We start from the raw sequence: 18,449 nt of genomic DNA on the forward strand, positions 1-18,449 counted from the left end.
AGATTTGCGGGCCATCGCGTCAAAGCATCGTCAAGATCAGTCTCAGAGCTACGGGAAATGACGATACTGACTCGGTGAGACATGCAGTGATACTCGGACACCGTGGAGTCATATCGTCGACGACCCGCCCGGCCCGTGGGCCAGAGAATCAGAAGCTCTCCGTCGCAACCGGACTGGCAGGGCTTTCGCTCGACGCGATGGCCTCGGTGTCGTACGGGCCAGAAGCCATCGTGTTGGTGTTGGCCCTCGCCGGCGGCGCAGGGATCGGGTTCACCGTGCCGGTGACAATCGCCATCGCAGTGCTGCTTGTGGTCCTGGTGGCGTCGTACCGCCAAGTGATCGCCGCATTTCCCGAAGGCGGTGGCGCCTACGCCGTCGCAAAGAAGCATCTGAGCCCGCGGGCAAGTTTGACCGCCGCCGCGTCGTTGATCGTCGACTACACCCTCAACGTCGCGGTATCGATCGCAGCCGGTGTCGCGGCTCTGACCTCCGCCTTCCCCGCACTTCTCCCCCACACGGTCTGGATCGCACTGGCGATACTCGGCGGCATCACGGCACTGAATCTGCGGGGTATCGCAGATTCCGCGCGGGTATTCATGTTGCCCACCGTGATCTTTGTCGTCAGCATCTTCACGGTGATCGGTGCCGGACTGCTTCGGGAAAACCCTGCTGCCGCAACGGCTCCCTTTATCGTCGACAATGCACACACGATCGGCATTCTCCTTCTGCTCAAGGCATTTTCGAGTGGTTGCGCCGCATTGACCGGAGTCGAAGCCATCGCCAATGCCGTACCCAGTTTCAAGAAGCCTCGCGTGCGTAGCGCTCAGCGCGCCGAAGTAGCTCTGGGAATCCTTTTGGGCACCATGTTGATCGGCCTTGCCGTGTTGATCGAGAAGTTCTCACTGGCCCCAGTCCCTGGAACAACGGTCCTGTCGCAACTCACTTCCGCTGCCCTCGGAAATGGTCCGGGCTACTACGTCGTCCAATTCTCCACCGTGATTCTGTTGGCGTTGGCCGCGAATACCTCGTACGGCGGACTCCCCAATCTGATGCGAATCCTCGCCGACGACAACGTGCTCCCGCACCGCTTCAGCCGGAAGTCGACGCGCGACGTCTTCACGTACGGCGTCTTGTCGCTCGGTGGCGTCGGTGCTCTCCTGCTCATCGGATCCCGCGGAAACATGAACACCTTGGTGCCGCTGTTCGCCATCGGTGTGTTCATCGGATTCACGCTCGCGCAGTTCGGCATGGTGCGCCACTGGCTCGCCGAACAGACGCCGGGCTGGAAGTGGCGCCTAGCGCTCAACGGTTTCGGGGCTGCGTTGACTTCGATCGCAGCAGTGGTGACAACCGCCATGAAGTTCACCGAGGGCGCCTGGTTGATCGCTCTCGCGCTCCCTGCGCTCGTCCTCGGCATGGAACGCATCCGCGGTGCGTACACACATATCGGTACTCGGTTAACCGTTCAGGGTGAGAACGATTCTCTGTCTATCGGATACAAACCAGCGGTCCTAGTACCCGTGTCCGAAATTACGTCGCTCTCCACCCGCGCGATGGCCGCGGCAACGGCGATGTCGTCACAGCCCATCGCAATTCGAGTCTGCCTGGCCCACGAATCGACGACGGACTTCACACGCCGATGGCAAGCCCGACACCCGAATTCGCGTTTGATCGTCATCGAGGACACCGAGAATTCCGTGGGGAATACCCTCGCTCGATACATCCGCACACACTTCCCCCACCGAGAGACCTTTGTTGTCGTCGCCACCATCGACCCGGCCACCAGATGGCACCGATTCCTCCCGAGCCAACGGACCGATGAGATCGCTCATGCACTGCGCAAACACACCGAGGCCGTGGTGTGCCAGATTCCGGTTCGGATCGATCCGACTCACCGCGATCCCGCCCTACGCGCATGAGCCGACACTCAGAGTGAGGTCCCGAACAACACGCCAAGCGGCAGACCGACCACAACGCCGGTGGTCAGCACCGCGACCCACGAGGGCCGACGCCGAAGTAGGCACAGTGGTCGCTGGTGAGGTCATTGAGATCACGGCAAAACACCAAAGCCGGCAAGCCCTACACCTGCAAGGGCAAGCTCAAATTCGGAGTTATGGAGAAAACCGGCAGGGTACACCGGCGGTGGGCTCAGACACCCGGCATTCGAGGATATTCGTAACCACCAGACCGCCGACGAAGTCGACCTCCCGGCCCCTCCCGGCCCTCGCTGGGTGGTTTAGGGCGTCCTTGGCCCACGGCGGAGCAGTAGTGGGCACTACGTGTTCACCGTGAAGAACAATCAACAAGCTCTCCGAAATGTGTTGAAGGCGTTGCCCTGGAACGAAATTCCCGTCTCGTCTTCGATCGGCGGGCGTGATCACGGGCGGCGGGAACGGTGCACGATCAAGGCCACCGAAGTCGCCGGCGACCTCGGCTTCCCGCGTGCGGTGCAGGTGTTACAGGTCCGTCGCACCGTCATCCGCGGCGGCCGGCGAAGCCTGGAGGTGGTCTACCTGGTCACCTCGATGCCGATGGTGTCGGCCGCTCCGCTGCAGGTCGCGGCCTGGGTTCGGGGTCATTCGGCAATCGAGAACCGACTGCACTGGGTTCGGGATGTCACGTTCGACGAGGACCAATCCGGTCCACACCGGCACCGGTCCGCAGTTGATGGCCATGATCCGCAACACCATCGTCAGCGTCCCCCGCTTGGCCGGCCACGACAACATCGCTGCCGCGCTACGGCATCACAGCCGCAACCCGCACCGGCCGGTAGACCTGCTTCATGCAGCTTGACGTGCGGCTATGCACGTTGTCTGGGCCCTGGTCCCTGGGCATCAGGCCGAGTTACACCCGTCTCTACCGAAAGCGTCGGACGGCTGGGATAGGTTTTCAGCCATGGCGAAGCATCCGCGAATTCGGCAACAGAACATCGCAGTCTTTGGTGAGTCAGGGTCGGGCAAGACCGTGTTGGTGTCATCGTTCTACGGCCCCACCCAGGCGGGCTCCCACAAGAACGACCTCTGGGATCTCGTCGCTGACAAGGCCGGGCAGGGAAATCGCCTGTACAAGAACTATCTCGGCATGCGAGACAGCGCACAGACACCCATGCAAACCCATTTTGCAAACACCACATACGACTTCTCAGTCAAGCTCAAGGCGGGGGAAGGCGATGAGGAAGAGAAGCGTCCATTCGACGAGTTGCGTCTGGCATGGCACGACTACCCAGGTGAGTGGTTCGAGGACGATCCCAGCAGCGAGGAAGAGTGCCAGCGCCGGATCGACACCTTCAGGACCCTTCTCCGTTCGGATGTTGCCCTCCTCCTCGTGGACGGGCAGAAACTCCTTGACCACCGCGGCGAGGAAGAGCGATACCTCAAGTCCCTCTTTCACAACTTCCGCCAGACCTTGGTCCGGCTCAAGGGCCCTCTCCTTAGCGATGACGGGCCGCTGATCGAGTTCCCCCGAATCTGGATCCTGTCGCTGTCCAAGGCCGATCTGTTACCCGACTGGGACGTGAATACGTTCCGTGATCTCGTCATCCTGAAGGCTGCTGACGATATCGAGCAGCTTCGCTCGACAATCGCGGGCATGATCGTCACGCCGGACGCGCTATCCATCGGCGAAGATTTCATGCTCCTCTCCTCTGCCAAGTTCGAACTCAAGGCGGACAGCGCAGAGCCGGTCGAGATCGACCTGAAACAGCGCATCGGCCTTGACCTGGTGCTCCCCATCGCGTCACTTCTGCCGCTGGAGCGCCGTGTCCTGTGGGAGGAGAGGATGAAGCTCCCGTGGAAGGTGGCTGACACGCTCGCTGACGGGGCGGACGTGATCGCAGCAGCCATGGCTGGTGTCAAGTTCACAGGATTCGAGAAGCTCCTGCGAATGGTCACCAAGAACGATGCGCAGGCCGCGTTCGTGGCCAAAGGTCTCCCTGCAGCATTCGCTGCTGCGATCAAGATCGTCGGCCCGAAACTCAAGGAGATGAACGAGGACGCGCGCGCGAAGCATCTGTACCTGCGGGCCATGCTCACGCAGTTCAAGATTGACCTCGACCAAGCGGTGACCGAGAACGTGCTCAGGAAGCAGAAGTGACTGTGAGTGGAGTGTCTCGGTCACACCTCATCTGGGCGACTCGGGGCCGGAGCTGGGGTTTTCGATTCTTGCTCGATGCAGGCCTGGGCGATCCGCTTCCAGAATACGAGCGTGCATTCGCCGAACTCGCGGACGAACCCGCGGCGTGGCGCCGAAACGGACAAGTGGTCGCAGTGCGATTCCCGGACCCGGAGGGGCGACGAGACGCAGCGGGACGAGTCATCCCCCACGAGTTCGTGGTCTTTGGTGACGGGGCTGACGTCGTGAACTCCGTGTACGACGGAGAACAGCACCTGTGGCCGCTGGTCGAACAATCCTTCGAACATGTGTGGGACGCCGATACGACGCCGTCCGTCGCCGAACTGCGCTACGAATGAGCCGCCTCAGCTGACATGTGGAAAATCTGTCAAGCGGGCATGGCCATTCGCCGCCGGGGAGCTACCCCGGTGGCGCCTCGTAACTTTCCTCGGCGAGTGCGTCGAGTATCCCGGTGTCGAGCACTCGGGCATGGATGGGGCTGCGGGCACGACTCGTTCCTGGTTGTGACGGTTGTGTAGGAACTTGAATGATCACCGAGACGGCCGTGCCCGCCCGATCGACGTGTCTTATCGGGGTTGCTATCTCGCCCTGAAGTCCCAGTCCAGCGGGTATCACTCATGACTTTGCCGGGGCCCTGGTCCGTTTGTGCGTAGTTCGCCCTGTTGTGTGTTAAAGGCATTGAGGTGCGGTCCCACTCAGCCCTCGCTCGGTCGAGCTGGTCGGTGCCGTCGTCTATCGGCAGCGACGGTGTATCGGAGCGAGGTCTTGATTCCGGTTCGGATCGATCCGGCTCACCGCGATCCCGCCCTACGCGCGTAAGCCGACGCTCAGAGCGAAGTCCCGAACAACATGCCGAGCAGATACGTCGCGCCGGCAGCGCCGTAGCCGATCGCAAGTTGGCGTAGCGCCCGCTTGAATGGCGGCCCGCCCGAGAGCAACCCGACCACAACGCCCGTCGTCAGCAACGCGATCCCCACGAGAACAGATGCGACGATCAGAGCCGTCATGCCTTCCAGGCCGAACAGATACGGCAGCACCGGAATGATTGCGCCCGAGGCGAAGAAGCAGAAACTTGCCGCCGCTGCGCCCAACCCGGTTCCGACGGCTTCATGGTCGTCGACAACGTCCGCGGCGCCGAAGGTGCTGTTCGCGAGGACCTCGGCGGCGCGCTGGTCCGCTTCCTCGGCGGACATACCGCGGGCCCGGTAGACCAGGGCCAATTCGTTCGCGTCGACGTCAAGCAGGCCGACAGCTTCGCTGGCAGCCGGACCAGGATTGGACGCTTCCAACAACTCTCGCTGCGAGCGGACTGAAACGTACTCGCCGGCGCCCATCGACAGGGCGCCGGCCAGAAGCCCGGCCATGCCGGTGATCAGAACGATCTGATTGGAGACGCCGCTACCGCTGATGCCGAGCACGAGAGCGAGGTTGCTGACGAGGCCGTCGTTGGCTCCGAAGACGGCGGCACGAAACGTCCCCGAAAGTCTGTTCCGACCCCGAGTGGCCAAGGCCCGCACCACTTCTTCGTGGATCTTCTCGTCCGCGCCCATCGATGCAGTCGCGTCGGCGTCGTTGGGATACGGGGATCGCGTCTCCGCGCGCTGCGCAAGAGCGAGCACGAAGACGGAACCGAAGCGCCTGGCCAGAAAGCCCAGTATCCGAGTGCGGATATCGCCGCGAAGTGGTTTGCCGACGTGATCGCCGAGTAGCGCTCGCCAGTGCGCCTCGTGTCGCCCCTCCGCGTCGGCCAGTGCGAGAAGGATTTCGCGCTCCTCGCCGCTGCGCCTACTCGCGAGGTCTCGGTAGACGGCGGCCTCGGCTTGTTCGTCGGCGAGGTATCGTCTCCAGCGCTTGACATCTCGCGGGTCTGGATCGGGTCGTGCGGCCGGAACTGTGGACATCGTGTTCCCCTTTCCGGTGAGGCGGTCACGCTTCGAGTACGCGGTCCATCCACGTCGTCAGATCGTTGATGACGTCGTCGCGGTTGGTCTCGTTGAAGATCTCGTGTCTGGCACCCGGATAGGTGTAGTAGGTGACGTCTTCGATCCCCGCCGAGTTGTACCGTTCGACTGCGACGTCGGTACGGCTCAGTGCGGCGTTGAGAGGATCCGAGGTGCCGACGAAGACCAGGATCGGAAGGTCTTGTCGCACGCCCTCGACGTCGACGAACCTCGGTCCCGCTGCGATAAGTCCACCCATGCCGGCGTCGTCCAGGCTGAAACCGCACAGCGGATCGTTGATGTACAAATCCACCTGCGCTTCGTCACGGCTGAGCCAGTCGTGCGGAGTACGGGCCGGTTCGAATTCCGCATTGAACTGGGCGAGGACGTCCGGGCCGTCGTTGACGAGGCTCTCGATCAGTTGATCGACCGCGGTGGTCCCCGACAGTGCGACGGCGTCGATCAGGTGCGAATGATCGAGGATGTACTGCTGCGAAGCGAACGAACCGAGGCTGTGGCTGAGCAGTACGACGGGCAGGCCGGGGTGTTTGTCGCGGATGATGCCCGTGAGGGTCACCATGTCTGCCACCAAGCGGTTCCAGCCGTCGTCGCCGATGTTGCCTGGGCCGGCGTGCATGCTCTCACCGTGGCCGCGGTGGTCCGCCGCGTAGACGTGGAAACCGCGAGCATTCAGGGCTTCGGCAACGTGTGCGTAGCGTTTTGCGTGCTCACCCATACCGTGCGCGAGTTGAACAACCCCTCGAGGTTCCTGCTCGGTGGGCCATTCGTGGACATGAATGACCACTCCGTCGTCGCTGGTGAAGGTGAACATGCGCTACTCCCGGTGGTCGCGATCCGGACAGGTCATTTCTCATGCTAGATCCGCAGCGGCAATCCATCCGGGAAGTAGGTCCTGATCACCGGCGAGCCTGATTCGTTTCTGCACATCCGGCCTCGGATTCGGATATACCGGACACGGATGTTCGGAAACAGTTGTCGACCAGCCTGAGGAGTACAGAGCGATGAATTCGAACCGCATGCGCAACGTCGGCTTGTTGGCGGCTCCACTTGCTGCTCTCGCCCTTCTCAGCGGTTGCGGCTCGGATGAAACGGGAACGGCCGAGAGTTCACCGGCACCCGCCTCAACAACGACCGCCTCTGCGCCGACGACCCAGACCGGCACCGCTTCACCTTCGACGACCCATACCGACCACACCCAAACGACAACCTCGACGGCACCCAATCCCGAGGGTTGCACGATCGGGGAACTGAACGTCACCCTCGGCGAGTCGAGTGGCGCCGCCGGTTCTGTGGAGCTTCCGGTGGTCTTCACCAACACGGGCGGCCGCACGTGCACACTCGACGGTTTCCCCGGCGTCTCGTATGTCACGGGAGCGTCCGGAAGCGAAGTGGGTGCTGCAGCCGGCCGCTCCGGATCCGGTTCACTCGTCTCCCTTGCCCCTGGCTCTGCCGCAACGTCTTTGGTGCGAGCTACGAACGTCGAGAACTACCCGGCAGATCAGTGCGGCGTGACCGACGTTGCGGGACTGAGGGTTTACCCGCCCAACAGCTACGACTCGGTCTTCCTTGCCTATCCCACAAAGGGTTGCTCGATGACCGGCGCGAACATCAATCAGCTGACGGTCGCGCCGGTCGCCCGCTGAGTCACGGCTTGAGGCGTCGTAGACCCCAGAGCGCCGGCAGGAGGAACAATCCCGAAAGGAACAGGACGAGTGCAGCTTCCGTGAATTGGAATCGTCTGACCTGGTCGACCGAGTGGTACCAGGTTTCGTAGTGGTCCACTCCCTGCGCGAGCACACACGCACGATATTCGGCGTCGAGTTGGGCCAAGAAGGCTTTCTGGCGAACATAGAAATCCACGTCACTCTCGTCGGATCGCTGATCGTATTCATTGCCGGCTGTATCGGTAGTGCACGCCTGATAGTCGATCTCGACCGGCTTCCCGTTGGCATCGGTGTATCCACTCCGCATCACCCACGCCATCGAGGAGTCCATGACGTAAGTTGCGTAGAAGGTGTCGTGGTCGATACCTTGCGTCAGCACAGTCGGCTCGGCATAGTGCGGCCGTGCCAGATTCTGAAATCCCACCATCAAACCTGCGACGGCGACCAAGGTGACGGCCACCGCGGCGATGGGTGATCGCACCAGCAGTGATACCGCAGCTCCGGCGACCAACGCCATGAAAGTGTATGCACCCAAGACGATTCCGCTGGAATTGAACAGAGGGAAGAGCATCGAACTCATTCCGTACGACTGAACGGGTCCGACGTTGACCACATAACTCCAACTCTCGAATCCAACCCGAGCGGCTTCGAGAATGAAACCGAGGATCGCGGCTGCGGCAGTGAGCGGAAGAAAGACAACAACGACTCGCATCCAGAACCATCGTGCTCGACTCACCGACTGCGTCAGACCGAGAACATGTGTTTGCTGATCGATGTCGCGGGAGAATACCGTCGCGCCCACCAGCGCCCCGAGTAGTACCGGTAAGGCGGCGGCGATCGTGTTCACGCCGGTAACGGCGGTATCCGCCCAGCAGTCCCATCCGACCCCGACACACCCGAAGTACGTTCCTCGGCCCTCTGTACCCAAGCTACTTCGAGTTCCGATCCCGCCGACTATCGCTGCCATAGCCAAAGCTGCGATGAATCCAAGCGACACAACGAGCGATGTCCGGTGGTGCCGCCACGTAACCCAGATCATGCCGCCACCATCGTTTCTGCGCTCAGGTGCCCGAGCACCACGTCGTCGAGAGTTGCGTCGTCGATCACCCAGCCGTCCCGAGGGCTCTGACGCACGCCCTCCACCACGTGAGAATTCGACCGCACCCCCTTCTCGGTATGAATGACCGCACCGGCGCCGACCACGTCCGAAGGATCGCCGTCCCCGATCAATACGTAATGGGCAGCGATCAATTCATCCAACGGACCGGACAATCTCGCGTTTCCGCCGCCCAGCAGAAGAAGTCGATCCGAGACGTCTGCCAATTCGGAAACGATGTGTGACGACAACAGAACTGTGGTGCCGTACTCGGCAACGTCTTCGAGCAGAGTGGTCGCCACAGACCGCCGCGCCACGGGATCGAGATCTGCCAGAGGCTCGTCGAGTAGAAGCAACTGCGGCCTGCGCCCGAGTGCCAAAGCCAGTGCAACCCTGGTTCGTTGACCTGGCGACAGGGCTTTCGCCTTCGCATCTAGAGCAATTCCAGCGCGCTCCACCAGATCCAGAGCGTACTTCGCATCCCACTCGTCGTTGGTATATGCGCCGAATCGAAGAAGTTCTGCAACAGTGAATTTGGGATACAGCGGCTTGTGCTGAGCGAGGTACGACAGGCCTGGACAGATGCCGTCCTGATCCGGCGTGCTGCCCAGGACGGAGATCGAACCATGGTCAGGCATCGTCAACCCGACCGCCAAGGACATCAGTGTGGACTTGCCCGCTCCGTTCACCCCGACCAGGGCAGTGATGCTTCCTGTTGCGACCTCGAAGGTGCAGGCGTCGAGCACCTTCTTCTTGCCGAAGCGCTTGTCCACGTCCTGCATCGTCAGTGCCAATTCTTGCGCAGTCATGATGTCTCCCCCTGCTTTCCGGACGGATCCGATTCGATGAACGTCTTCTCGAGCTCCAAACTCACCAACGCTTCGATGTCCGTGCGCTCAAGTCCGGCGGCCACGGCATCTGCCACCCAGCGGGCCAACTCGCGCCGTAGCGCAGAGCTTTCCGCCATACCGGGCTTGGCCAGGGACTTGACGACGAACGTGCCCAATCCGGGCCGCGGAGCAACAAGTCCGTCGCGCTCGAGTTCCTTGTAGGCCTTCAGGACTGTGTTCGGGTTGATCGCGAGCGCTCCCACGACGTCCTTGGCTGTGGGCAGCCGATCCCCGACTTGGAGATCACCGAGCCTGAGCGCCTGCTTCACCTGAAGGACCAATTGCACGTAAGTGGGAATGCCGGATCGGCGGTCGATACGGAAGTCGATCATCCGAACCCTTTCACTAGTTCATTAGTGGAATAGATATTTACCCTGCCTTGACCTCCCGGGTCAAGCCAGACGACCCCTGTAAAGTGCAGATGCCCCGGTTCACCGGGGTGCCACGCTGCTCGTGTGAAGTTCGGTGAAACCCCGGCACTGTCGACGCAACTGTGAATTCGCCCGTCACTACTCGAGGCGAACGAGTCAGGTCACCGGCCTCGTGGCGACACGATGGTTCTCGGACGAAGGACCGCTCGTGGCGCTTCGCCTCGCGGCCGCGCTGCTCGCGACCCTTCACCACTAGCGGAGGGGTGGCTGTGAGTACTCGGCCGACACGTAAATTCAGATCTGTACTCGCAGCACTGACGGTGAGCACCGCACTGCTTGCCGGTGCGTGCAGTAGCTCGACGTCCGATGCACCCGCAACCACAGCGGCCTCGGACGGCTCGTTCCCGGTGACTGTTGTTTCCGGTCCCACGGATTCCGGCACGGACATCACCATCGAGTCACGTCCGCAGTCGATCGTGTCACTCAGTCCCAGCGCCACCGAGACCCTGTGGGCCGTCGGCGCGGGCGATCAGGTGAAGGCCGTCGACAATCAGTCCGACTACCCGGCCGGTATCCCGGTCACCGATCTCTCGGGCTTTCAACCGAACGTCGAAGCCATCCTCGGCTACGCACCGGATCTGGTGATCGCATCGGATGACATGAACGATCTTGTCTCCGGACTGCAAAAGGCGAAGGTGCCGACACTCCTACTACCGGCAGCGACGAGCATCGACGACGTCTACGCCCAGATCGAGCGCGTCGCGAAGGCCACCGGCCACGAGGACAAGGGCACCGAAGTTGTCGACACCATGCGCTCGGACATCGACGCCGCTGTCGCCAGTGTTCCTGCGCGCCAACAGCCGCTGACGTACTTCCACGAACTCGACTCCTCGCTCTACACCGTCACGAGTTCGAGCTTCGTCGGGCAGATCTACTCGCTGTTCGGAATGAAGAGCATCGCCGACGCCGCGGGGCAGGGTGACTATCCGCAGTTGTCCGCCGAATTCGTGGTACAGGCCAATCCCGATCTCATCTTTCTCGCAGACTCCCAATGCTGCGGAGTGACAGCAGAATCCGTCGCCGCTCGACCCGGGTGGAGCGGCATGAAAGCGGTTACCGGCAACCAGATCCATGTGCTCGACGAAGACCTCTCCAGCCGCTGGGGACCTCGTGTCGCCGATCAGGTGAAGGCCGTCGCGGCCATCGTTGCCCAAGTTCCCGCGGCCTGAGCACTCGATGATCAAAGCCGGTATCTCCCAACATCGGACCGCCGTTCTGCTCGGCGCCGCGCTGATTCTGTGCGCTGCCTTGCTGATCGGTGTTCTGGTGGGGCCGGCCGGTTTGACGCCTGATCGGACCATTCTCGAACTTCTGGACGGAATACCCGGCATCCATATAGATTCCGGCCTCACCGCAACACAGCAGGCGATTCTCTGGCAGATCCGGCTTCCGCGAATAGTCCTGGGCGCGTTGGTCGGAGCAATGTTGGCCGTAGCCGGCGCCGCCTACCAGGGCGTGTTTCGAAATCCCTTGGCAGATCCGTATCTCCTCGGAGTTTCCAGCGGAGCCGGACTGGGCGCAACCCTCGCCATCGTTTCGGGTGGAGCGCTGGGCATGTTCGGAATTCCCATGGCCGCCTTCGTCGGTGGTGTGCTGGCAGTGTTCGCAACTTATTCGCTCGGCCGAAGCATTGGCGGGCCGCAGAACGCGGTAGTCATCATCCTCGCCGGTGTCGCAGTCGCAGCGTTCACGAATGCAGCGCAGACTTTTGTTCAGCAGCGGTTCGACGATTCACTGCGCGAGGTCTATTCCTGGCTACTCGGCGGACTGTCCACCGACGGTTGGTCGGAAGTTCTCGTTGTCCTGCCGTACGTTGCGCTGGCCTCAGCCGTCATCCTGGTACACCGGCGCGTACTCGACGTGATGGCCGTCGGTGACGTCGAAGCCGCCAGCCTCGGCGTCGACCCGGCCAGATCACGCCTGGTGCTGGTGCTCGCCGCAACTCTGGGAACGGCCGCGGTCGTGAGTGCAAGTGGACTCATCGGCTTTGTCGGAATCGTTGTTCCCCATGCGGTTCGACTGGTCGTCGGCCCGTCTCATCGGCTGCTTCTCCCCCTGTCACTCATGCTCGGAGCGGCGTTTCTCGTCCTCACCGACGTTGCCGCCCGCACGGTCATGGCACCGGCCGAACTCCCCATCGGAGTTGTGACCGCGATGATCGGCGCTCCGTTCTTCCTTCTGGTTCTGCGCCGCAGTCGAGTTTCCGCATGACCGACACCGCAGTGCGATGCCGCGACCTCCGAATCAGCCTCGGCGGCAAAGACGTCGTCGACGGCATCGATCTCGATGTGACACCCGGCGATTGGGTTGCCGTGGTCGGGCCGAACGGCGCCGGCAAGACGACCTTGATGCATGCCCTCGCTGGATTGATTCCGTTTACCGGTGAACTCACCGTCGGGGGACTCAACCCACGCAGTTCGAGCCGCAAGGCCATGTCCGCCGTCGTCGCGCTGATGCCTCAGCGCCCGGTGGTACCCGAGGGCGCGACGGTTGCCGAACTGGTTGCGCTCGGCCGTACACCGTATCTACGACGCTTCGGAACCGAAACCGCCACAGATCGTTCGGTGATCTCTTCGGTGATCGAGAGGCTCGACCTCACCGAGTTCGCAGATCGACGAGCCACCGAACTTTCCGGTGGCGAATTGCAGCGCGTGGTCCTGGCTCGGGCATTGGCTCAAGAACCGCAGGTACTGCTCCTGGACGAACCCACCAGTGCCCTCGACATCGGCCACCAGCAGCAGGTTCTCGACTTGGTGGAGGAACTGCGTGAAGCCGACAACATCACGGTCATCGCCGCGATGCACGATCTCACTCTCGCGGGTCAATACGGTCGACGAATTGTGCTGCTGGACAAGGGCAGCGTGGTTGCCGACGGTACACCCTCAGCGGTGCTGGAGGCAGACCTCCTCGGCCGCGTGTACGGCGCCCGGGTCGAAATCCTGGACCGGCCCAGCGGTCCCATCGTTGTTCCGATTCGGCAGGAAGGCACCCGCTGATGGAATTGGTGATGCTCGGCACCGGTGCTGCCGACGGTTGGCCGAACCCGTTCTGCACTTGCCCTTCCTGCCTGGCTGCCCTGTCGAGTGAAACCATTCGCGGGCACACTGCCGCCCTGGTGGACAACAGAATCCTGTTGGATTGTGGTCCGGAAGTACCGCGTGCCGCGTCGCGATTCGGTCGCACGCTGGCACACGTGGAACACATCCTGTTGACGCATTCTCATCCCGATCACCTCGGCCCGATGGCATTGCTGTTCCGGTCCTGGGCCTCGCGCACCGAACCACTACAGGTTCTCGGGCCACCGGACGCGCTCGATCTCTGCCGAGACTGGGTAGGCCCCGCCGATCCGGTGACCTTCACGCCGCTCGAGACCGGCCAGTCGATCATGTTGGGCACCTATCGTGTTCGCGCACTCGAGGCCGCGCACGAAGTACCCACCCTTCTCTACGACATCACCGACGCATCCGGAACCCGAATTTTCTGGGCCACCGACACCGGGCCTCTGCCCGAATCCACTGTCGACGCCCTTGCCGACGCGCGTTTCGACGCCGTCTTTCTCGAAGAGACCTTCGGCTACAAAACTGACCACGGCACCGGGCACCATGATCTGCCGAGTTTCGCGGAGACGGTGAGCCGACTACGCAACTGCGACGCGATCACCGATCGAACCGACGTGGTCGCCGTACACCTCGGACACCACAACCCGGTCGAAAACGAACTCGCGGAAGCACTTCGCGTGTCCGGGGCGCGAGCGGTTCCAGATGGAGCTGTGCTCGAGATCGGGGTAGGACAGAGCCATCAAACTCTGGTCACCGGTGGCGCCCGCTCGGGCAAGTCCACTTACGCGGAGGGCCTGCTTGCCGGCTACCGGAACGTCACGTACATCGCCACCGGGGATCCGCAGGACGACGATCCCGACTGGATCGAACGAATTGCGTCGCATCGCGCGCGGAGGCCGCCGACGTGGACGACGGTAGAGACCTCCGAGGTCGCCGAAATTCTCGTGGCCGCAACAACACCGATCCTGATCGACTGCCTCGGCACGTGGCTGACCGCACGTCTGGACCGACATCAGGCGTGGGCGACAGAAGATCTCAGCGACGTCCACGCAGATATCGACCGGTTGGCCGACGCCTGGACCGCCTGTCCGGTTCCGATTGTCGCCGTCACGAACGAAGTGGGAAGCGGCGTCGTCCCGGACACGAAGTCCGGGAGACTGTTCCGCGATCTACTCGGTCTGGTGAACAGCCGCATCGCCAGTGAATCGGAGTCCGTGGTCCTGATGACCGCCGGGCTCCCCCTGAGCCTGCGCGTGTGACGTCAGAGCAATCCGGTGAGCTGACGCGCGCAATCGAGTAGGAAACCGACCAACTCTCGATCCTCGTCCGTCACTCGTCCGCTCGCTCCCTGAACACACAACCCGCCGGCCACCTGGTCTGCGTGATCTCGAACCGGTACTGCGACCGCGGATCGACCCAGGCGACATTCCTGGTTCTCGAATGCAAAACCCTGCAGGCGAACAGACCTCAACTGCTCATACAACGCATCGAAATCACCGAGGGTGAACTCCGTGACCCGGCGAAGTTCCAAACCCGAAAGCAGCCGCTCGTCGTGCGCCAACAGAACCTTCCCCAGCGCATTCGCGTGAAGGTTCTTGGCCAGTGCCGCTATTCCGATGATCTCGTGATCCGGATCCTTGTCGACGAACCTCAAGCGCCCACCAGCGAATGAGGCGACGTGCAATCCGAACCTCGTGTGTGTCCGCATGTCCTCGACGCGCTCGTGCAGCGTCGGCGCCGGACCACTCGACGACGCCGCATGCGAGAGCTCGGCAGTCCGACGCCCCAACGCGAACCCTGACAGGTCCGGCACCCGCACGAGAAAGCCTTCCGCCACCAGCAGATTCAGCATCCGGTACGCCGTGGCCGACGGAACGCCTGCAAAAGTGGCGATCTCCTTCGCGGTTGTTCCCGGTCCCAGATGAGCCACCGCCTCGAGCATCCCCAGCGCCTTCTGGACCGCACGCGGTTGTTGTCCACTGAAGTGGGTCTCGTCGCCGATCTGTTTGCCTGATCGTGGACCAGCGGTTGCACGGTCCGCGGTCACCGCCCATGCTCCGGCGAGTCACCCTCGGCGGTCCCACGATCCGGAACGAGTCGCCTTCGCCCGTCACCGTCGATCAGCAGAGTGCCCGCACCGGGCAACAGGTCCGCCGTCTCGACGCTGTCGAAAGCGCCCACCATCAGAAGGCTTTCCGGTCTGGCTCTTCGAAGCAATGAACTCCACACTGTCCCCGACACAGCAACAGCAAGAGCAGCGATCGGCAGTGCCCACATCCCGTGAACCGCACCGTCGAGAACGATGTAGACCAATAGACCGGCACCGGCGACGCTCACGGACACAGTGCATATCCGGGTCAGCGAAGTATGTTCCCCGATTCGGCGCAAGAACTTCCACGAAGCAAAGGCCACCAGCGTGTAAGCGCAGACCAACGCGGTCTCCACCACGCCGTCGAAGGATCCCGAATCGTCGCGAACCGTATCCGAATAGATGAATACGCCCGCCGCACTTACCGCGACGAACGCAAGTACCGCAACGTACGGGGTGCGGAACCGTCTGTGTACGCGAGCGAGCGGCGCAGGCAGTACCCGTTCGATCCCCATCGAGTACAACAACCGCGAACCCGCCTGCGCACAACCGAGAGTGGATGCGAACCAGGAACACGTCATTCCGATCTTGACTGCCAGAACCACTTCCGCGCTGGCTCCGGATGCCGTTCCTTCGAAGTACGCTCCGACGATCGTTGCGCCGTGGCCGGTCATCGCCGCCCAGGCCGCAAAAACGAAGAGGACCCCGCAGATGATCGGCGAAATGAGAACCGTGCGTGTGACGCTGATGAGTGGTCGTTTCGCTTCCGGGCCGAAGAAGGCCGAGCTTTCGAAGCCCGCCATGCTGAGCACCGTCAGCATCGCGAGAAACGGAACTGCACTCAGCGACGGATTCGGCAGGGCAACAGCAGTTGTCGTGTCACTGTGCGTCGCCAGCATGACCACGACGATGAGAATCAACGAGCACGCTTCGACGACCAGGATCGCTCGGGTGGCGAACCGGACGCCTCGCACTGCAATCCACGCGACGGCCAGGGCAATCGCCACCGTCGTGATCACCGTCGCGGCAGGCCCTCGCACGTCGGGGCCGACAATGGCGATGGTATCGAGCAGACTCGGAACTGCCTGCGAGAAAACCGAAACCGAGATTCCGAGATACCCGAGTACCAGTGCGGCACCCGCCGTCAGTGTCGCCCGGATACCGGAGCCTTGGAAGACGAAGCTGTACAACGATCCTGCTGCGGCCAGTCTCCGCGTGAACTGAGTGATGCAGAACGCAACGAGAAACACCGCCGAAGTTGTCGCAGCAATCGCAGCCAACCCGACGTAGCCGGGACTGTAGGTGATCATCCACAGGGCGATGAACACCATTCCCGTTGCCGGAGCGATCGTGGAAAGTGATTGCCCCAACAGGTCGATCGGGGTCAGACGTCCTCGTCCGAGACCACGGAGCGGGGAGAACACGGGCTCACTGTGTTGATCCGCATTCTGCGCTCGCGTGATCGCCGCACGCAGTGCCGCACTCACGGCCATGAGTCACCGTCCGTCGCGTCCAGGCCCGAACCTACGAGCGAATTGTCAGAATTCGGTCAAGTTAGTCCGCTTATGTTTCCGCGCAGTTTCCACGATGGCGCGCACAGAACTTTCAAGTGAGAATCCGACTCTGTTTCCCACCCAGCGTCATGCCGGATCAAGGGCGGCCGACGGTATCCGGCCCCTCCGGCAGCACCTTGACCTGCGAGTTCTCCAATTCTCACACGACAACTGCTCTCTCAGTTGCACATCGTCCAGGCGTAGCGCGGTCGACGCGGGTTCGCAGCATCGCCCGTACAGGATGTGTCCCACACACCACCGGCACTACCCGAGAGGAACGGAGGAAGCATGGACTTGGTCAGCGCCACCACTTCGGCGATCATCGGATTTGTTCTCCTGCTCGCCGGCATTCCCAAGCTGAACGACCACGACGGGGTCCTTCGTTCGGTGCGCGGATACAAAGTGTTGCCGGTGCGACTCGAAGTACCGATCGCTCGCATCCTTCCCGTCGCGGAAACCGTCGTAGGCATCCTCCTGGTTCTCGGCGTGGCCCATCGCCTGGCCGCCTTGGTTGCTGCCGTCATGTTCGCGTCGTTCTTCACGGGCCTCACGATCAACCTCCTGCGTGGGCGACGCGATCTGGACTGCGGATGTTTTGCATTCGGAGTCGGCGAGATTCCGCGTATCGGATGGTTCCACGCCGTTCGCGCCGGAACACTCGCGGTGATCGCTGTGGCACTGTCGGTCACCTCCGGACAGGGTGAGATCGGCGTCCAGGCCGTGGCGGCGACCTCCGGATTCCTCTTTGTCCTGGCTGTAGTTGCTCTCGCACAGATTCGTTCGGTGGTCCACCTCGGGCGACGCCCAGTCGACGACTATCTGTCGAGCGCCTCCATCCGCCTCCGAACCGCCGAAACCGCGTCCCGGTACGGCTCGTGAACTCACATCCCCACCACTGAAAACTCGAAGGCAGGACTACCACGATGACCACTTTCCTCCTTGTCGCGACAGTGATCCTGGTGATCGCCGTAGCCGTACTGTTCTTGATGGTTCTTGCTCTGGCTCGTGAAATCGGCCGCGTACAAGTACGTCTCGGACCTCTCGGTGCCCGGATGATGGATACCGGGCCCAAGGTCGAACAGGCCGGCCCGTCGTTTGCCGGTCTCATCGATCAGGAAGGACGGACCGTCGGAGTCGGTGGTCACCGCGACAAACCTCAACTCCTGCTGTTCACAGCACCGAGTTGCTCGACGTGCAAGAGCCTTCTTCCCGGCGTAAGGGCAATGGCCCGAGCCGAATCGGATCTCGACGTGATCATCATCTCCGACGGAACACCCGAAGAGCATCGCGAGTTCCTGGCCGGCAGCGGGATCGGTTCCGAGCTCAGTTACATCGACGCTCGAGACGTCGGTATCGCATACCAGGTGGGCACCACTCCGTACGGCGTGATTCTCGACGAGCACGGCAAGATCCGAGGAAAGGGCCTGTGCAATAACATGGCTCAGGTGGAAAGCCTCCTCAATGCGCTCGAATCCGGCACCCCCTCACTCCAGCACCTTCATGCCCAGGCGAAATCCGGCAGCGCGGCCTGATCTTCCTGCACAGTTCGATCCTCTTCACAAATCAGGAGAAAAT

The 18,449-nt window shown here is 62.2% G+C and carries 18 protein-coding genes; 11 read left to right on the forward strand and 7 right to left on the reverse strand.

What is annotated here, in order from left to right; translation table 11 throughout:
• Nucleotides 1–86: 86 nt before the first annotated feature.
• The 4 genes from G9U53_RS17825 to G9U53_RS17840 all read left to right on the forward strand — a co-directional run bounded on the left by G9U53_RS17825 (nucleotide 87) and on the right by G9U53_RS17840 (nucleotide 4,469).
• Nucleotides 87–1,919, forward strand: coding sequence for an APC family permease (locus G9U53_RS17825; protein WP_165639024.1), 1,833 nt, complete (start codon nucleotides 87–89; stop codon nucleotides 1,917–1,919).
• Between the two features lie 694 nt (nucleotides 1,920–2,613).
• Nucleotides 2,614–2,793, forward strand: a complete 180-nt coding sequence (locus G9U53_RS17830; RefSeq protein WP_165638982.1) for a hypothetical protein — start codon at nucleotides 2,614–2,616, stop codon at nucleotides 2,791–2,793.
• A gap of 102 nt (nucleotides 2,794–2,895) precedes the next feature.
• Nucleotides 2,896–4,092 carry an ATP/GTP-binding protein gene (locus tag G9U53_RS17835; protein ID WP_165638983.1) on the forward strand — a complete coding sequence of 399 codons (1,197 nt, stop codon included), beginning with the start codon at nucleotides 2,896–2,898 and terminating at the stop codon, nucleotides 4,090–4,092.
• 11 nt (nucleotides 4,093–4,103) lie between these two features.
• Nucleotides 4,104–4,469 carry a hypothetical protein gene (locus G9U53_RS17840; protein WP_165639025.1) on the forward strand — a complete coding sequence of 122 codons (366 nt, stop codon included), beginning with the start codon at nucleotides 4,104–4,106 and terminating at the stop codon, nucleotides 4,467–4,469.
• Nucleotides 4,470–4,958: 489 nt separating this feature from the next.
• Here G9U53_RS17840 and G9U53_RS17845 read toward each other — a convergent pair whose 3' ends face one another.
• Nucleotides 4,959–6,032, reverse strand: coding sequence for a VIT1/CCC1 family protein (locus tag G9U53_RS17845; RefSeq protein ID WP_007729922.1), 1,074 nt, complete (start codon nucleotides 6,030–6,032; stop codon nucleotides 4,959–4,961).
• Nucleotides 6,033–6,057: 25 nt separating this feature from the next.
• Nucleotides 6,058–6,903 (reverse strand): alpha/beta hydrolase, encoded by an 846-nt coding sequence (locus tag G9U53_RS17850; RefSeq protein ID WP_003939910.1) that lies wholly within the window; start codon nucleotides 6,901–6,903, stop codon nucleotides 6,058–6,060.
• A 190-nt stretch (nucleotides 6,904–7,093) separates the two neighbouring features.
• Between G9U53_RS17850 and G9U53_RS17855 the strand changes: the two genes are divergently transcribed.
• Entirely contained in the window at nucleotides 7,094–7,735 is a 642-nt protein-coding gene (locus G9U53_RS17855; RefSeq protein WP_037126450.1) for a DUF4232 domain-containing protein, read from the forward strand.
• 1 nt (nucleotide 7,736) lies between these two features.
• On the opposite strand, the gene G9U53_RS17860 is transcribed toward G9U53_RS17855, so the two are convergent.
• The 3 genes from G9U53_RS17860 to G9U53_RS17870 are packed head-to-tail and all read right to left on the reverse strand — an operon-like array spanning nucleotide 7,737 to nucleotide 10,074.
• Nucleotides 7,737–8,795 carry an ABC transporter permease gene (locus tag G9U53_RS17860; protein WP_207624352.1) on the reverse strand — a complete coding sequence of 353 codons (1,059 nt, stop codon included), beginning with the start codon at nucleotides 8,793–8,795 and terminating at the stop codon, nucleotides 7,737–7,739.
• On the reverse strand, nucleotides 8,792–9,661 hold the full coding sequence (locus tag G9U53_RS17865; protein ID WP_165638984.1) for an ABC transporter ATP-binding protein: 870 nt from the start codon (nucleotides 9,659–9,661) through the stop codon (nucleotides 8,792–8,794). The genes G9U53_RS17860 and G9U53_RS17865 overlap by 4 nt, the downstream gene beginning before the upstream one ends.
• A complete protein-coding gene (locus G9U53_RS17870) occupies nucleotides 9,658–10,074 on the reverse strand; it encodes a GntR family transcriptional regulator (protein ID WP_007729675.1) in 417 nt (138 codons plus the stop codon). Before G9U53_RS17870 ends, G9U53_RS17865 begins: the two co-directional genes overlap by 4 nt.
• 308 nt (nucleotides 10,075–10,382) lie before the next feature.
• Between G9U53_RS17870 and G9U53_RS17875 the strand changes: the two genes are divergently transcribed.
• The 4 genes from G9U53_RS17875 to cobU are packed head-to-tail and all read left to right on the forward strand — an operon-like array spanning nucleotide 10,383 to nucleotide 14,491.
• The gene (locus G9U53_RS17875; protein WP_003940083.1) at nucleotides 10,383–11,342 is read left to right on the forward strand and encodes an ABC transporter substrate-binding protein; all 960 of its coding nucleotides are present in this window, start codon (nucleotides 10,383–10,385) and stop codon (nucleotides 11,340–11,342) included.
• 7 nt (nucleotides 11,343–11,349) lie between these two features.
• Complete coding sequence (locus tag G9U53_RS17880) at nucleotides 11,350–12,384, forward strand: iron ABC transporter permease (RefSeq protein WP_165638985.1); 1,035 nt, start codon at nucleotides 11,350–11,352, stop codon at nucleotides 12,382–12,384.
• Nucleotides 12,381–13,169: an ABC transporter ATP-binding protein gene (locus G9U53_RS17885; RefSeq protein ID WP_165638986.1), complete on the forward strand. Its 789-nt coding sequence runs from the start codon at nucleotides 12,381–12,383 to the stop codon at nucleotides 13,167–13,169. Before G9U53_RS17880 ends, G9U53_RS17885 begins: the two co-directional genes overlap by 4 nt.
• Nucleotides 13,169–14,491 carry a bifunctional adenosylcobinamide kinase/adenosylcobinamide-phosphate guanylyltransferase gene (cobU, locus tag G9U53_RS17890; protein WP_165638987.1) on the forward strand — a complete coding sequence of 441 codons (1,323 nt, stop codon included), beginning with the start codon at nucleotides 13,169–13,171 and terminating at the stop codon, nucleotides 14,489–14,491. The genes G9U53_RS17885 and cobU overlap by 1 nt, the downstream gene beginning before the upstream one ends.
• A gap of 2 nt (nucleotides 14,492–14,493) precedes the next feature.
• Here cobU and G9U53_RS17895 read toward each other — a convergent pair whose 3' ends face one another.
• Entirely contained in the window at nucleotides 14,494–15,279 is a 786-nt protein-coding gene (locus G9U53_RS17895; RefSeq protein WP_020909339.1) for an IclR family transcriptional regulator, read from the reverse strand.
• Entirely contained in the window at nucleotides 15,276–16,814 is a 1,539-nt protein-coding gene (locus G9U53_RS17900) for an APC family permease (protein ID WP_047271947.1), read from the reverse strand. The genes G9U53_RS17895 and G9U53_RS17900 overlap by 4 nt, the downstream gene beginning before the upstream one ends.
• Before the next feature lie 348 nt (nucleotides 16,815–17,162).
• Between G9U53_RS17900 and G9U53_RS17905 the strand changes: the two genes are divergently transcribed.
• Both G9U53_RS17905 and G9U53_RS17910 read left to right on the forward strand, forming a co-directional pair.
• Nucleotides 17,163–17,753 (forward strand): MauE/DoxX family redox-associated membrane protein, encoded by a 591-nt coding sequence (locus G9U53_RS17905; protein WP_165638988.1) that lies wholly within the window; start codon nucleotides 17,163–17,165, stop codon nucleotides 17,751–17,753.
• Between the two features lie 44 nt (nucleotides 17,754–17,797).
• The gene (locus tag G9U53_RS17910) at nucleotides 17,798–18,406 is read left to right on the forward strand and encodes a redoxin domain-containing protein (RefSeq protein ID WP_165638989.1); all 609 of its coding nucleotides are present in this window, start codon (nucleotides 17,798–17,800) and stop codon (nucleotides 18,404–18,406) included.
• Nucleotides 18,407–18,449: the final 43 nt, after the last annotated feature.

The sequence above is a fragment of the Rhodococcus sp. D-46 genome (genome assembly GCF_011290655.1).
GTDB lineage: Bacteria > Actinomycetota > Actinomycetes > Mycobacteriales > Mycobacteriaceae > Rhodococcus_F > Rhodococcus_F qingshengii.

Excerpts from the sequence above, each read along its gene's own strand:
- G9U53_RS17830 (WP_165638982.1), top strand. The coding sequence starts at position 2,614 with ATGTCACGTTCGACGAGGACCAATCCGGTCCACACCGGCACCGGTCCG.
- G9U53_RS17835 (WP_165638983.1), top strand. The coding sequence starts at position 2,896 with ATGGCGAAGCATCCGCGAATTCGGCAACAGAACATCGCAGTCTTTGGT.
- G9U53_RS17845 (WP_007729922.1), bottom strand. The coding sequence starts at position 6,032 with ATGTCCACAGTTCCGGCCGCACGACCCGATCCAGACCCGCGAGATGTC.
- G9U53_RS17850 (WP_003939910.1), bottom strand. The coding sequence starts at position 6,903 with ATGTTCACCTTCACCAGCGACGACGGAGTGGTCATTCATGTCCACGAA.
- G9U53_RS17855 (WP_037126450.1), top strand. The coding sequence starts at position 7,094 with ATGAATTCGAACCGCATGCGCAACGTCGGCTTGTTGGCGGCTCCACTT.
- G9U53_RS17860 (WP_207624352.1), bottom strand. The coding sequence starts at position 8,795 with ATGATCTGGGTTACGTGGCGGCACCACCGGACATCGCTCGTTGTGTCG.
- G9U53_RS17865 (WP_165638984.1), bottom strand. The coding sequence starts at position 9,661 with ATGACTGCGCAAGAATTGGCACTGACGATGCAGGACGTGGACAAGCGC.
- G9U53_RS17870 (WP_007729675.1), bottom strand. The coding sequence starts at position 10,074 with ATGATCGACTTCCGTATCGACCGCCGATCCGGCATTCCCACTTACGTG.
- G9U53_RS17880 (WP_165638985.1), top strand. The coding sequence starts at position 11,350 with ATGATCAAAGCCGGTATCTCCCAACATCGGACCGCCGTTCTGCTCGGC.
- G9U53_RS17885 (WP_165638986.1), top strand. The coding sequence starts at position 12,381 with ATGACCGACACCGCAGTGCGATGCCGCGACCTCCGAATCAGCCTCGGC.
- cobU (WP_165638987.1), top strand. The coding sequence starts at position 13,169 with ATGGAATTGGTGATGCTCGGCACCGGTGCTGCCGACGGTTGGCCGAAC.
- G9U53_RS17900 (WP_047271947.1), bottom strand. The coding sequence starts at position 16,814 with ATGGCCGTGAGTGCGGCACTGCGTGCGGCGATCACGCGAGCGCAGAAT.
- G9U53_RS17905 (WP_165638988.1), top strand. The coding sequence starts at position 17,163 with ATGGACTTGGTCAGCGCCACCACTTCGGCGATCATCGGATTTGTTCTC.
- G9U53_RS17910 (WP_165638989.1), top strand. The coding sequence starts at position 17,798 with ATGACCACTTTCCTCCTTGTCGCGACAGTGATCCTGGTGATCGCCGTA.